Raw genomic sequence first — 14,324 nt, forward strand, 5'->3', positions numbered from 1 at the left:
CACTATTTTTCAAAGATTTTTCCCTTGTCCGTTATAAAAAAGACCTTCGCCTGTTCATTCATCTCGTTTTCGTAATATCTTACTTCCATTAGTACAGGAAAATCCTCCTCCTTTAAAAATTGACTAAGCTTTTTCATTTTTAGTATTTCGTTTTGTTGATTTACTTGTGTCCAATTTGCTTTTATATCAATAGGAATGGAGGTGGAGAAAATCGAAACGTTTGCTTCTTGATAGGCAGGAATATTCGGACCAAAGAATTCCCCTTTGTCCTTAATTTGTAGTGCTTTAAACAATCCTCCATTTAGATCTGGAAAGAGTTCTTTTATTTGTGCTTTAAGATTGGCTGCTAATTCACTATCCCACATAACTTTTGGATAATTATCGGAATAGCCAAGAGGGGCATCTTTATCTTGCTTAATAATAAATAAGAGGTTTGGGTACTCTTTAGGATAGGCATATCCCTGGTACGTTTCACTTAAAAAATTATAGCTAATTTTAGTTACAATAAAATCAGACTGATATTTTTCAGAAATGTATCTCTTCATATTTGTTTCATGCTCATGTTTTCCCCAAGGAGTGCCGTAAAAAACTGTATACGTGTAAACACTAAAAGAAAGTATAAGTCCAGCAAATACCATTAGAATAATTTTCGTGGCATTTATATTCCTCACCCCTTATAGTTTTCAGAATATTATAACTATAATATTCTTCATACTATTTTCTTATTCCTTCTAGCAAAGTACTTTAATAGGAATAAAAAAAGACGTACAAAAAGTACGACTTAGGCTCTACTATTTCTTCATTAATTTTTGAATGGTTACGAGGACCTCGTCTAAAACCTCATTGTCCCCTTCTTGTATTCTCTCAATTACACACGTTTTCAGATGACCTTCTAGCAAGAGTTTTGCAACACTATTCAATGCAGATTGCGTCGCGGAAATTTGCGTAATCACATCATCACAATAGGTGTCCTTTTCGATCATTCCTTTAATTCCGCGAATTTGACCTTCAATTCGATTGAGCCTTGTAACAAGGTTACTCTTCACCTTATCAGAATGATGGCTTTTACGGTGGCTGCCTGGAGCCGCACAGCAGGAATCATCATTCATTTCTTCCTCATATTCATGGTCAAAAGACATTCCATCACCTCATTTTTAATTATTATATCATACCCCCGTACCCTAAAGCGATATACGAAAGATGCCTATTTATAAAATAGGCTTTCTGCTACTTAATCCCCAGTTGATTTTCCATAAACGTTTCTAAAAGTTTAAGTTTGTTACTCCCGCTTCCAAACGGAAGGATAAATGTATCTTCAGCCTCTTCTGCTCTCTTCATTTTTGCAATTTCTTTATGAATACCTTCCATTTTCCGATCCAAATGTGCAGCCATATCAGCACTTTCTTTTAATTCATCAAGCATCTTCTGCGGAATTTCTTTATTGTATTTATAATAAATTTTATGTTCTAAGCTTGCCCAGAAATCCATCGCAATGGTACGGATTTGAATCTCAACCATGATTTGCTCCTCACGGTCGGACATAAAGATCGGAATCTCCACAATCATATGCAGACTTTGATAACCATTTGGTTTTGGATTTTTTATATAATCCTTATATTCTATAATTCGAATATCTTTTTGATTGGTAATCATCCCGCTTATTTCATAAATATCGGAAATAAATGAGCAGGTAATCCTAATTCCGGCTATGTCCTTAATAGTTGTTTTTATACTTTCTAATGTAAAGTCACATTGCTTTCTCTGTACTTTTCTAAAAATACTTTCAGGTGATTTTAATCGTGAATTTATGTGTTCTATTGGGTTATAATCATGAATATAATTAAATTCATCTTTAAGTATATTAATTTTTGTCGTCATTTCATCGAGGGCAAATTTATAGGCCATCATAAACCGAGTCAGTTCAATTTTAATTGCTTTCAAATTATTTAAATCAAGGGTCTTTTCCATTCCCGGCGATTACATCCTTTCAAAAAATCCTTACTCTTCTTCTACTGTAGATTCTTCTGATTGTAAATTTTTGATCACTTCTGGTGGAAAAATTAAGCGGCAAATCACTTTTGCGACTTCACGATAATCTGTCACAATCCCACATTGTTTCACTTTTTCAGGTGCATGCTCGGCCAATGTCATCAGCGACCATGTTACTGTGTTTAGATCCAAATCTTTCCAAGTTAACCCCTTCGCATATGCCTTTGTTAATCCTGAAAGAATTCTAGTAAAAATTTTTCGTTTTGCCGCTGCTAATACCTCAGCAAATTCTGTATCCTTAGCCAGTAATTCTGGAAGTACCCGCTGCATTCCCATTTCCTTAATCCGTTTATCATGTGCTTCTAAGAGGGAAGTCAATGTGCTTTCCGGATCAGATACACCCCATTTTGGTTCAGGTGGCATTAACATCTCGATTTGGTCTTCTAACAGAGACATTAATAGCTGTCGTTTATCCGAAAAGTACCGATAAAAAGTACCGGTTGCTACCCCTGCATTTGCTGCTATTTCCTTTGCCGTTGTATGTTCATATCCTTTTAAAATAAATAATTCATAACCACTTTTTAGCAGCAAATCCCTCTTTAGTTGGGCACGTTCCTGCTTAGGCATTAATGGAAACTCACCCACCAGTTGGTCTTCTCGGTCTGACATTTTTCTCACCTCAACATTATTATACCACAAAACATAAATATTGAACCCTAGTTCATGTTTCCATTGACAGAATCTCTTAATCATGTAATACTTGAACTATAGTTCATGTTATTTTCACCCTTGTTCACACCCCTTGGCATTGGTTGTAAATAACATGAACAAATTATTTATTTTTTGTATTTTCGAGACTTTTTACTCGCTTTTTTTGTTTTTATTCATATATAATATTCTATAATTAACTTTGGAAGGTGTTGATTAATATGGCAAATCATTCTGATAAAAAAGATATCTCAATCAACTCAAGTGTTTCACTAAAGGGAATTGTAAAAGCCATTTTCAACGATACCGTACACGTGCAAATTGGCGGTAAGATTATTACTTTACCAAAAGCTGATTTCATGTTAGATAAATCTATGAATTAAAGAAGAATTACATCCAGAAAGCCCATTGCAGACTATGCAATGGGCTTTCTTTTGTAGGGAAAATTACATTACAAGCTCATAATGGAAGGATATGGCTCCTATTTTAAGAACCTGTGAGTTATATTCACGAGTATCCATGTCAGCAAAGCTGACAGCTAGATATGGCTTTTTTTCGACTTTGTAAGGAAAAATCTGGAGTGTTATCATTAGTACTGCATTAACAATAAGCCGAAATGAACGGCAAAAACCGGAGGGATTCATTATCCATTATTTGAAATTGAAGTATACAAATGAAATGGAAAAAGGTCTGCTGAGTGCACATGGAGTTTGTTATGAAGTCTATAAACGTAAATTAGATGTGAGAATGGAAGTTGAAAAACGGCGTGAGCTGGACCACCTGTTATGTAAACAGCTGTACGCACATTTTGATGGAAAACTACACGGTTGATATATAAGAGGAGCCTCCTTATGGAAGCTCCTTACTCTTTATCGTAACAAGATAATGGTTTTATAATTTGGTCTTGTGATCATGCGCATAAGGTAGGCAGATTCATCGGCGTTTTCTTTTCTCTTACCGTTTAAAAAGTTAATGATCGTCTTAGAATCTCTAATTCCAATTCCATGCCCATAGAATTTATCATTCCCAAAAAACACTACATTTTCTGCCCTCCACCACGGCTGCTTCGGGTCAAAATCAGGATTTTTAAAATGTAAAACATCCCCAATGAGGAAATCCTCTCCATCTTTTTGGTAAACCGGGAGATCCTCGTCAAATTGCCAATCCATTAAGTATAGACGCCTAAAATACGTATTAAATGCCCTCGGTCCAATCGTATACAAGGCAGCAATATATAAAACAATCGCAATCGCGGTCGCACATTCAAAGGCATAGTGCTCCCCATTTTTCACGATATCTTCGATTCCCTCTGAAGGGTTTATTCCCTCTCGTAAAAGAAACCCTCCGTTTGGTAATCGATACCAGTATTTTCTGTTAGGAAAGGAATAAGCGAAGGTCGTAAATTTGGCACCGCTCTTCTCTAATGCCGTTGCTGCTTTAACAGTATTTACTCTGAATAATAATTCAAACTTTAGCTGCTGTATGGATTCATAGTGATAAATCACAGGGTAACTCGCCATTTGTTTTATAATCACCTTTTGCTCGGTGCTTGTAATGTCTTTACTAAGGTCCTCAGGCTTGACAATTCGGCCATTTAAACTAATCATTTGATACCTCCTTTTTACACCATATGACTCTGTTCCTAGTTACATGCAGATGCATAACAAGAAAAAAGCCAGAATCCATTCTAGTGGACCTGACACTGTAATAAAAGTTATTTATTTCTGATGAAATGTACGATTAGTCCACCCACAATCGAGCCAATCGCGGTTAATCCAAAAATGATAAAGTAAAGACGCTCCGCCAAATCAGCCATTCCCTCTCCCGGAAAAAACTCTGCCTTTCCATAAATAGCGATGGCAGCTATAAATAACACAAATGATGGTACCCAAACAATCCAACTTGGTTTAACCTTTACTAATAAAAACGGAATTACCAACCCGATAAGAAATAACCCAAAGAATAGCATATCTTCAACCCTTCCAGTACCTTTTATTCATTAGACGAATAAATGGAGGCTTACGTTCCGAAACAGAGTCTGAGATAAAGCCCATTTTTTCTCCGAATATAAAAAAGGAAAGAAACTATAATTCAGTTTCTTTCCTGCTAAATGGTTATCTAGTTGAAATTAATACAGGCACATTGTTCAGTTTACCACCTGAACTAGAGACAATTGTTAAGGTTTCACCTGTTACAAATGAAACTGCCCTTTTCGAGAAGACCCATTTACCATCAGGTCCACTATAGAAACATACTCATATTCATAGTGGTTATAACCGCTTGGTCTGGGTAGATGGTCCGTTCAGCGATTTTATATTCATCATTTACTTTTCGAATGATATCATTTCTTTCACCAAACATTTCCTCGATCGTATGGCTCGAACCCCTGCTCCGCTTAAATAAGAAGTAGCTTCTTACTTTGAATTCATTCGGGTTAGCTGTACTTTCTACGAGAATATTCGTGATAAAATGGCGCTGTCTTGTGGCGGGATTTTCAACCCAGGCAGATTTTGTATATAGGCGATTTGCCCTTGTAGTCAGTGACTTTTTGGTTTCTTCAAAAAATGCCGAATCCTCTGCGATATTGTTAGCACCTACACCTTCAACCGTTTCACGTAAAGGCATGCGGTAAACCAGATCATCCGTTAATAAATTTAACCATTCTTTATATTTCCGACTGTCCAAAAGATAGGCCTCTTGATGAAGGAAATTAATAATTTCCAATTGCAGTTCTGTGGTTATTTTGTTTTTCAATTTGGAATTCACTTACTTTCCTCCTTTACAAACAAACCTTTTGAAATATATTTTAACCAATGTTCATGCATGCTTCGAGCAATTGCATCCAAATACGTGGTAGGATAAGCGACACCAGGTCCAGGGAAATTCTCATCCGGCTCAACGCGTCCAAGCCCCATTAAATAGTTATTAACATTATTGTAGTTTAATTCTTTATCACGCATCATCAGACCTTTACTCACTTCGACAATTCTTGCCCAGTTTTCGGTATCATCCTGCTCGAGTGTCCCTGAAGGTCCGAATGAACCTAGGTACCCTTTATAAGCAGCATCTTTATATTCCTCTGGAGCTGCTTTATCAATCATAAACCAACACCAAACCTCTACTTTATCTGGTCCAAGTGGTCTCCACATACGGAAATTCAAGTAATTATGTAAATGCCCTTCTGTACCATGAATGGGACTTACAAATGAAAGGTTTGGAAATACTCCACCAACAAAGACCGTTACTCTAGACTGAATATCTAATTGTTTGGGAGATAAATGTTCTTCAAATAATGGCCATATCGATTCTGGCATACTTTGAAATGGAACTCTAGCTTTCCCTGTCTTCGAGGTAATGACATTAATTCCATGTCCATTTTCCAAGACCACTTGATGTCCATATCCAGCATAAAGTGGGTCCTCAGGGCTAATCCCCATTTCAACAGTCGAACGGTGCGTAGTCTGAACATGGTAAGGATCTGCAGCAAAATTTTCGGCGGTTGCTTTCCAATTTGCTTTTGCGACCCAGCGTTGTGGCAGTCCTTTTACTTCCATTCCACCACTTCTACCTAGTAATATATCAAAATACCATTTCATTTCTCCTAAATAATCTTCCAATGGTTCAGCGTTCACATCTAAGTTACCAAAGATCATTCCCTGATAGCTTTCAACTCTAGGTACTTTGCGGAGATTCCATTCTGCTTTACACATTTCTTCACCGTAAACCTTATTCCCTGCAACAATACCGACTAAATCTCCGTCGGTATTAAAGCTCCAACCATGATAGGGACACGTAAAGGTTTTTTTGTTTCCACGATCTGCCGTACAGAGCATCGTTCCACGGTGGGTGCAAGAATTTAAGAAGGCATTAATTTCACCATTGCGGTTTTTTACAAGTAGAATGGGATCGTTTACCATCCACCTTGTAATATAACTCCCTGGTTCCTTAAGTTCTGTTTCATGTCCAAGGAATTGCCAAGTATAACCATAGATTTTCTCAATCTCCAATTCATAAATATCTGGATCCGTTATTACCCATTGTGGCAATAAACCCTGTTCCATTTTTTCCTTTAACAAGTGGAATGCCTTTTCATCTAGTGTTTTGTTAATCATTGCAACCTTACCTCCTTTGGACTCTATCCTCAAAAAAGAATACGCCTTCAATTTTCAATAAAAATATTCGATATTTATTTTTTGAGTAATTTAACTCATTTTTATTATCACTTAGTTAAAAGTTATCAAATAATTTTTTAATAGTTAATATATTTAGAATATTTACTATTCTATTTTCGCTATTTTAATAGAGAAAATAAAGGACCCCATATACCATACGGAGTCTTGTTTCAATAGTTGTTTTCAAATCCCGTATTTTGCTTGGGTTTCTGTCTTCCGTTTTTGCTTTTCTTGAAGCCAATAAATAGAATAAAGGAGTCCGAACAGAACCATGAATAGAATTGAAATCTTAAAAATTATCGCATAACTGAGCCATTTTGCGATAAATCCTACCCACAACGCACCTGCACCGATGCCCAGGTCAAATGCTGAGAAGTAGGTAGCCGTTGCAGCACCTCTTCTGTCAGGTGAAACACGAGTAATGACCCAAGCCTGTAAAGTCGGCTGTATCCCCCCATACCCTGTTCCATAAAAAATGGCGGCTATCACTAATACAAAAACACTAGAAGAATAGGATAAAATAAGTAGTCCAAGCCCCAGTGCTAATGCACAAGGGACAAGCACATAATTCTGTCCCATTTTATCAGCGATTTTTCCGGAAGTTGGTCTGCTCACCATCATGCTCAGGGCAGAAGCAAGAAAAAACCATCCAACATTAACAATCCCCATTTCCTGCCCAAATAATGTCATCGAACTTAATATACCCCCATGTGCAAGTGTCATCATCATGACCAAGATGGCTGGTAACAGTGCTTTTTTTTCAATAATCGAAACCTTTTTAGAGCTAGATATTTTTTCTTGCTTTTGAGGATAAAGGATAAATTGACTCAACAGGATACTTAGCGAAATTGAAACAGCTCCAATAATAAATACCGAGGTAAATCCATACTCCACCATTAACCAAATCCCGATGAGAGGCCCTACGGCCATTCCGATGTTAATGGAAAGACCGAAATATCCCATTCCTTCTGCGCGCCGTGAAGGGGGAATATATTCAGACACCATCGTAGCGTACGTGGTCGTGGCAACTCCCCAGCCAATCCCTTGAATCATTCTAACGAAAAGAATAAGGCTGACAATAATCATCCATTCATAACTTATTACAGTGACGATAAAGACAAAAAGTCCAAAATATAGGACTTTTTTTCGATTGAAAACATCCAAAGCGCAACCGGCAAAAGGACGTATCACTAGAGCCGAGATGGTAAAGATTCCGACAACCATTCCAGCAGCAAATTTATCTCCCCCCATTTCCACGATATATATGGGTAAAATGGGGGTCAATAAATGAAAACTAAAAAATAGAAATAGATTGGACATAGACGTGAGGATAAAATCCTTTGTCCATAGAGAATTTCCTACAGAATCAGGATTGTTCATTTATTCTTTTCACCGCCTCAGGTTTAACATTCGGGGCTGGCATTTCTTTCATCTTAATGTATTAAGATCTTTATTTTGGTCCCACTCTTCCCCGGTAACAGGGTGTGGATAATGAAATGGCAGGACACCTGTATCCGGCCATAAAACAGGTTTAGGCACGATATCAAGAATTTCATCTGGCCCAATAGGATCTGTTGGAAATGTTTCAGAGAAAAACGGATATAAATTTGGAGGGGTATGTGCCCAACCTGTTTTAAAGTCAGCATGCCATAGACCACGGTAATCTAAAATCTTAAACTTCCATATACCATTTTCTTTTACATACGTATTCTCGTACACACCGCCTTCCCACCACTGCCTTGTTAATCCTTTAGCAAGTTCGTGACGTCCTGCTTGCATGAACGTACGATACCTTCCATTTGCGGTCTTTCCGTCTTCGGAGATGGTAATTATATCCTGCATCATAATATGATCTAACAAAAAGCCATAAATAGGTCCGTTATGTCCATTTGTATGTCTCATCCGTAAACGATCACAGAAAAAACGGCGCACACCTTCCTTTCCTTTGAAAATTCCACCCATAAATCGGACTTCACTATCTACTGCAAATAAATCTACTACTTCATTAAATAAGCATGCATCAAAATAGTACCCATAAATATGATGCAGTTTTCGAATCGAGTCGATATCGTTTAAATCCGAAATACGCTTTGTGACTTCCTCTATCTTTTTTTCAAGCACACTTATTTTTTCAGTCATATTCGTTCGACACCCCCAAAATTATAATTAATAAAACTCTCCTAACTTAACCTTCTCGCTTAATAGATTAAATGCAATCGTACGACGTAATATTTCATCTGTACCTTCAAAAACTCTGTACTTACGAACTGTACGGTACCATCTTTCAATTGGTAGCTCCTTGGTTACCCCCATCCCTCCATGGATTTGGAGTGCACGGTCAACAACTTGATGTACCATGTTTGTACTATATAGTTTAGCAATGGAAGCATAATGACGTTTACCATCTTTTCCTTTTTCAGCTAATTGAGCAGCATGAAGCGTTAACAATTTGGCAGCCTCCAGCTCGACTGCAGAATCAGCAATCATCCATTGTATCGCTTGGTATTCTGAAATCGGATGGCCAAATGTAACTCTTGATTTAGCCTGCTCCATGGCCATATTAAGTAAACGCTCCGCAATACCTATCGACCATGCACTGATTTTGACACGCCCCATAGTGATCCATTTCATTGCAAGTTCAAAGCCTTTTCCTAATTCACCTAAAATATTTTCTTCAGGCACACGAACATTTTCAAATACAACTGAGGAAACAACCCAATCATCCATGGTTTGAATTGGCTCAGAACGCCATCCCATTTCACGGTCAACAAGGAAACAAGTTACTCCACCATTGCAGCCTGTTTCCTTGTCTGTAACTGCAAAGACCATTGTAAAATGAGCCTTATGGGCACGGGTAATAAAAATCTTTTCGCCATTCAGCACATATTCACTCCCTTCCTTAACAGCACTCATTTTAATTCTTTTAGCGTCAGATCCAGCCCCCGGCTCCGTTAGAGCGAAACAGGCTGTTTTCTCCCCACTAATCACTGGATACAAATATTTCTTTTTTTGTTCTTCGGTGCAATTATAAAGGATATTATCCGCCTCGCCACCAAAGGTAAATGGAATAAATGTTTTTCCTAATTCAATGTTGATTAAGGTCGTCATAAATGGTCCAAGATTTACACCACCATATTCTTCGGGTGTATTAATCCCCCAGAAACCCATTTCTTTCGCTTTAAGCTGTAATTGTTGAATTTGATCATCCGTATATCCAGGACGTCCTTCCCGTTCATTTCGCATAACTTCCTGCTCTAATGGAAGCAGTTCATTTTGAACAAATTGACGAACGGTCTTTTGAAGCATTTCCTGTTCCTCGGTTAAAGTAAAATCCACTGTAAATCCTCCCAACTAAAAAAACTATTATTTAAAGAAGGTATGCATTTCTATATCGTGCATACCCACAATTGGTTTTTCTATTCTCTTTCGTTATTCTGAAGTAACAATTAGTGCATCAAGAGCCAAGACACCTTTACCTTCAGGATAGACAATCACTGGATTAATATCGATTTCTTCAATTTCATGTACTGCATTCATTAATTGTCCCACCCTCGCCACAACCTTTGTTAAGGCTTTGACATCCGCTGGTGCAGAACCACGAGCTCCCTTTAATAAATCGGCTGATTTTAATGCTAAAATTTCTTGCTCGATATTCTCTTCGGTTAAATTCGGTGACATAAACCGGACATCCTTTAAAACTTCGATCCAAATTCCACCAAGGCCAACCATTACAATTGGTCCCCAATCTGAATCTCTTCGTGCCCCCACAACCATTTCAATACCCTTTTCACCCATTTTCTCAACGAGAACACCATCGAGCTCCAAATTAGGCTGAGCTGCTCTAATATTTGAATGGAGTGTTGTCCATGCCTCTGCTAATTCTGTTTCATCCTTAATACCAACAATGACACCGCCTACATCACTTTTATGCGCTAATACTTGTGATTGCGCTTTCAAAACTACTGGAAAACCAATACTTTTAGCTGCTTCGATGGCATTATCAAATTCTTTTGCTAATAAGAAATTTGGAACAGGTATTCCAACCTCTGCAAAATATTCTTTGCCAGCGTATTCAGGGATAACTCCCTTAGTGGTCAGTACTGGAGTCTTAATTGGAGCCTGCTGCCCTAAACTATTAACCTTTTTTAAAGAATTACCATACTTAGTAAGAACAGCTATAGCCCGCATTGCCCGTTCCGGGGAACGGAAAAATGGAATGCCATTTTCCATTAGTTCTGTGGCCACTTCCTCTTGCAATGGTGATCCTTCTCCCATAACAACATAGGCAGTCGGCTTTGTTGTACCACTAATGGAAGGAAGTGCAGCTCTCACTTTTGCCAAGGCAATATGTGGAGAGCCTGGTAAAACGATAATCATTAAACTACCAATCTTTGAATCATCTAATAAACACTTGGCAGAACTCGTATATAAAGACATATCGCTTAAAACTTGAGCGGTTACATCCAATGGATTTGTAGCACTTGAGAATTCAGGTAATAGCTTTTGAAGCGATACTTTTGACATTTCTGATAGTTCTGGGAGATTCAACCCAACGGTCTCACAGTAATCAAGGGCAAATCCTTTTACTGCACCAGAGTCAGTCAGGATTGCTGCCCCCTCAACCGGAGGCCTCTCAAAACTTGTTAAGAACCAAGATACATCTACTAATTCTTCCATTGTCTCTACCATAATTACGGCTTCTTGTTCTAACAGGGTTTTGATGACGGTATAATCGCCAACTAATGAGCCTGTATGAGACTGAGCTGCTTCTCGTGAGGCTTCACTTCTGCCTGGATGTAAGAGTACTATGGTTTTACCCATCTGCCGTGCCTTGGCAGATAATTCTAAGAAAAGCTTTGGTCGACGAATATGTTCCACATACATCGCAATAACTTTTGTAGGTTCATCTTCTATTAAGTATGCAAGATAATCTTCTATTCCTGCAATTGCTTCGTTTCCAGTCGAAATCGCATGGGTCAAGGAAATTCCACGAGCCTGAGCAATCTCTCGAAGATTGGACATCATTCCGCCACTTTGTGCCAAGATACAGAGGGAATTGTTATTTTTAACTTCCGTCTTTTTTAGACCTGGGGCAAACGTTAATGGGACGTTTTCCACGAAATTAGTCAAACCCATACAGTTCGGACCAGCAATCATCATTCCATTTTCTCGACCAATTTCTGTAATTTGTGCTTGAGCTAATTTCCCCGCTTCACCGACTTCAGCAAAGCCTGCTGCAAAAATCATTACAGCCCCAGCTTTTCGTCGAGCACAAGCTTTAACAGATTCCACTACTGCTGTATAGGGAACACATAATACAACCGCATCAATTCCCTCTGGTAAATCATCAATACTAGGAACACAAGGCTTTCCTTCTACATCTGATCGTTTTTTATTTACGAGGTGAATCTCTCCACTGTAATTGAAGCGTTCTAGATTCTTTAAAATGGTATTACCTGCCGAACCAGGTGTTCCAGAAACTCCCACAATCGCTATCGAACGAGGTGATAACAACTTTTTAATAGAAGCAGGTTGAATCTCCAATTCTACTGTATTGTGATTAGGACTCACGGTTATAACCACCTAAACCTGGTTTAAAAGACTTGTCATCAAGGAACTGTTTCAAACCTTGTTGGCGTCCACGTTCCGTATCTTGAGCAATATTTTGAGCCTGTTTGGCAAATAAGTATTCTTCTGCAGTATCATAATCCATGTCACGTGAGTATTTGTAAGCTAGTTTTGATTGATTCACTACATGAAGGTTTTTGCTTAAAAGTGTTTGAGCCAATTCTCTTGTGCGCTGGCGCAGTTCATCTTTTGGAACTGATTTATTTACCAAGCCCATTTCTGCAGCTTTCTGACCATTGAATGTTTCTCCCGTCATAATGTAGTACAAAGCATCTCGCTGGTTTAACGCACCAGCTACAGCTCGTGTAACATTCCCCGCAGGGATAATTCCCCAGTTAACTTCAGATAAACCAAAAATTGCTTCATCAGCAGCAATTGCTAAATCACAAGAAAGCATCGGTGTGAAAGCTCCCCCAAAACACCAGCCATTAACCATCGCAATTGTTGGCTTGGAATAATAGGATAGTTTTCTCCATTGCCAAGCTGTAGCATTACGGCGTATTTTCATAACTTTTGCAGGGTGATCATCATCAATATCTCTAAAGTATTCTTTTAAGTCCATACCTGCGCTAAAGGATTCGCCTGCACCAGTTAGAACAAGAACTTTACAACGATCATCAAGTTCTAGTGCATCCAATACTTCATGCATTTCACTATTTAATGCCGGACTCATTGCATTTCGTTTGTTCGGTCTATTTAATGTAACCCATGCGATCCCATTTTCAAATTCTACTTTGACGTTTTCTCCACCTGGTACAACTTCTTCAGTTTCTATTGCTTTCCTTGCGTCATTAACAGCCATCCAACATCCCTCAATTCTTTTTAGTAGTAACGTGTTAATAAAAATGAGTTGTTTAACTCATTAATTTAATTAAAGTTTATCAAATATTCTGTAAATTGTCAATTAACATTTAAAATAATGAGTTGTGTAACCCAAAAAAATATACTAAACTGATATAAAGACGAACAATTCTAAAAATTATTTTATAGAGGGTGGTGCCTTATGCGTGATATTAATATGACTTCAATTAAGACGATTGACCGTGCCATTGATGTCCTTCAAGTTTTTACCCTAGAGAAATCAGCACTATCCATTGAAGAGATTTCAACCATGACCGACATTCCGAAAAATACCGTTTATCGAATCCTATACACTTTGGAAAGAAGAGGTTTAATTAAATTTGACCAGGATTCACTTACGTATCAGCCTGGACTCCGCTTAATAGAGTTCGGTTTTCTGCAGGCTGCGGTTATGGATGTCAAAAAAGAAGCAGAGGATTTACTTGATGAACTGTTTAAGAAAACAAAACAAACCGTTCTAATGGCTCTAAAAGAAGATGATGATCAGCTTTTTTATATTTTTAAAAGAGAGAGCAGGGAAGGATTAAAGGTTTCTACTCAAGTAGGTGTGCGCCGAAATATTTTCTTTGGAGTGCTTGGTCATTCCATCCTTGCCTTCTTTCCAGAACAAAAGGTGGAACGATTGTTACAGGATGAATTTAAACCAAGCTCCCCTAATTCTGTTACCGATAAAAATATTATTCGACAGCGCTTATCCAAAATAAAGAAGGAACGAGTTTATATGCAGGCGAATGAAACTACTGTCGGTGTAATGGGTATTTCTGCCCCCGTTTTTAACGCTGTTGGTGAGCCTATTGCTGCCATTGGGGTTATTGGACCAGCTATTTACTTTGATGACGATCAGGTAGAGATGGTAAAAAAGCTCGTGAAAGAATGCGGGGAAAATATTTCAGAAAGAATGGGTTACAAACTAAAATTGGACCCTATTAGCTAATAAAAAATCTCCCCCATTATCAATTATGGGGG

General features: G+C 38.0%; 15 protein-coding genes. 2 read left to right on the forward strand and 13 right to left on the reverse strand.

Annotation, left to right across the window (positions count from 1 at the left end; translation table 11 throughout):
- Positions 1 to 2 precede the first annotated feature (2 nt).
- The 4 genes from QFZ31_RS08515 to QFZ31_RS08530 form a co-directional block, all read right to left on the reverse strand.
- A complete protein-coding gene (locus QFZ31_RS08515) occupies positions 3 to 545 on the reverse strand; it encodes a hypothetical protein (RefSeq protein ID WP_307302435.1) in 543 nt (180 codons plus the stop codon).
- A 246-nt stretch (positions 546 to 791) separates the two neighbouring features.
- Entirely contained in the window at positions 792 to 1,109 is a 318-nt protein-coding gene (locus QFZ31_RS08520; RefSeq protein ID WP_179600475.1) for a metal-sensitive transcriptional regulator, read from the reverse strand.
- A gap of 118 nt (positions 1,110 to 1,227) precedes the next feature.
- Positions 1,228 to 1,968, reverse strand: coding sequence for a GTP pyrophosphokinase family protein (locus QFZ31_RS08525; RefSeq protein ID WP_307302437.1), 741 nt, complete (start codon positions 1,966 to 1,968; stop codon positions 1,228 to 1,230).
- Between the two features lie 30 nt (positions 1,969 to 1,998).
- The gene (locus tag QFZ31_RS08530; protein ID WP_307302438.1) at positions 1,999 to 2,658 is read right to left on the reverse strand and encodes a TetR/AcrR family transcriptional regulator; all 660 of its coding nucleotides are present in this window, start codon (positions 2,656 to 2,658) and stop codon (positions 1,999 to 2,001) included.
- Between the two features lie 260 nt (positions 2,659 to 2,918).
- Here QFZ31_RS08530 and QFZ31_RS08535 point away from each other — a divergent pair, with 260 nt between their 5' ends.
- On the forward strand, positions 2,919 to 3,080 hold the full coding sequence (locus QFZ31_RS08535; RefSeq protein ID WP_307302440.1) for a hypothetical protein: 162 nt from the start codon (positions 2,919 to 2,921) through the stop codon (positions 3,078 to 3,080).
- Positions 3,081 to 3,566: 486 nt separating this feature from the next.
- On the opposite strand, the gene QFZ31_RS08540 is transcribed toward QFZ31_RS08535, so the two are convergent.
- The 9 genes from QFZ31_RS08540 to QFZ31_RS08580 all read right to left on the reverse strand — a co-directional run bounded on the left by QFZ31_RS08540 (position 3,567) and on the right by QFZ31_RS08580 (position 13,299).
- Positions 3,567 to 4,304 (reverse strand): protein-glutamine gamma-glutamyltransferase, encoded by a 738-nt coding sequence (locus QFZ31_RS08540; protein ID WP_307302441.1) that lies wholly within the window; start codon positions 4,302 to 4,304, stop codon positions 3,567 to 3,569.
- A gap of 107 nt (positions 4,305 to 4,411) precedes the next feature.
- Positions 4,412 to 4,666, reverse strand: a complete 255-nt coding sequence (locus tag QFZ31_RS08545; protein ID WP_307302443.1) for a hypothetical protein — start codon at positions 4,664 to 4,666, stop codon at positions 4,412 to 4,414.
- Between the two features lie 272 nt (positions 4,667 to 4,938).
- Positions 4,939 to 5,463: a 3-phenylpropionate/cinnamic acid dioxygenase subunit beta gene (locus QFZ31_RS08550; protein ID WP_307302445.1), complete on the reverse strand. Its 525-nt coding sequence runs from the start codon at positions 5,461 to 5,463 to the stop codon at positions 4,939 to 4,941.
- A complete protein-coding gene (locus QFZ31_RS08555; protein WP_307302447.1) occupies positions 5,460 to 6,809 on the reverse strand; it encodes an aromatic ring-hydroxylating oxygenase subunit alpha in 1,350 nt (449 codons plus the stop codon). The genes QFZ31_RS08550 and QFZ31_RS08555 overlap by 4 nt, the downstream gene beginning before the upstream one ends.
- Positions 6,810 to 7,052: 243 nt before the next feature.
- On the reverse strand, positions 7,053 to 8,249 hold the full coding sequence (locus QFZ31_RS08560) for an MFS transporter (protein ID WP_307302449.1): 1,197 nt from the start codon (positions 8,247 to 8,249) through the stop codon (positions 7,053 to 7,055).
- Positions 8,250 to 8,297: 48 nt separating this feature from the next.
- On the reverse strand, positions 8,298 to 9,008 hold the full coding sequence (locus QFZ31_RS08565) for a nuclear transport factor 2 family protein (RefSeq protein ID WP_307302451.1): 711 nt from the start codon (positions 9,006 to 9,008) through the stop codon (positions 8,298 to 8,300).
- Positions 9,009 to 9,035: 27 nt separating this feature from the next.
- The gene (locus tag QFZ31_RS08570) at positions 9,036 to 10,205 is read right to left on the reverse strand and encodes an acyl-CoA dehydrogenase family protein (protein WP_307302453.1); all 1,170 of its coding nucleotides are present in this window, start codon (positions 10,203 to 10,205) and stop codon (positions 9,036 to 9,038) included.
- Positions 10,206 to 10,298: 93 nt separating this feature from the next.
- On the reverse strand, positions 10,299 to 12,440 hold the full coding sequence (locus QFZ31_RS08575) for an acetate--CoA ligase family protein (protein WP_307302455.1): 2,142 nt from the start codon (positions 12,438 to 12,440) through the stop codon (positions 10,299 to 10,301).
- The gene (locus QFZ31_RS08580) at positions 12,430 to 13,299 is read right to left on the reverse strand and encodes a p-hydroxycinnamoyl CoA hydratase/lyase (protein ID WP_307302456.1); all 870 of its coding nucleotides are present in this window, start codon (positions 13,297 to 13,299) and stop codon (positions 12,430 to 12,432) included. The genes QFZ31_RS08575 and QFZ31_RS08580 overlap by 11 nt, the downstream gene beginning before the upstream one ends.
- Before the next feature lie 201 nt (positions 13,300 to 13,500).
- On the opposite strand from QFZ31_RS08580, the gene QFZ31_RS08585 reads away from it, so the two are divergent.
- Positions 13,501 to 14,292 (forward strand): IclR family transcriptional regulator, encoded by a 792-nt coding sequence (locus tag QFZ31_RS08585; protein ID WP_307302457.1) that lies wholly within the window; start codon positions 13,501 to 13,503, stop codon positions 14,290 to 14,292.
- The last annotated feature ends 32 nt before the right edge of the window (positions 14,293 to 14,324 follow it).

The organism is Neobacillus niacini, assembly GCF_030817595.1.
Taxonomy (GTDB): domain Bacteria; phylum Bacillota; class Bacilli; order Bacillales; family Cytobacillaceae; genus Neobacillus; species Neobacillus niacini_G.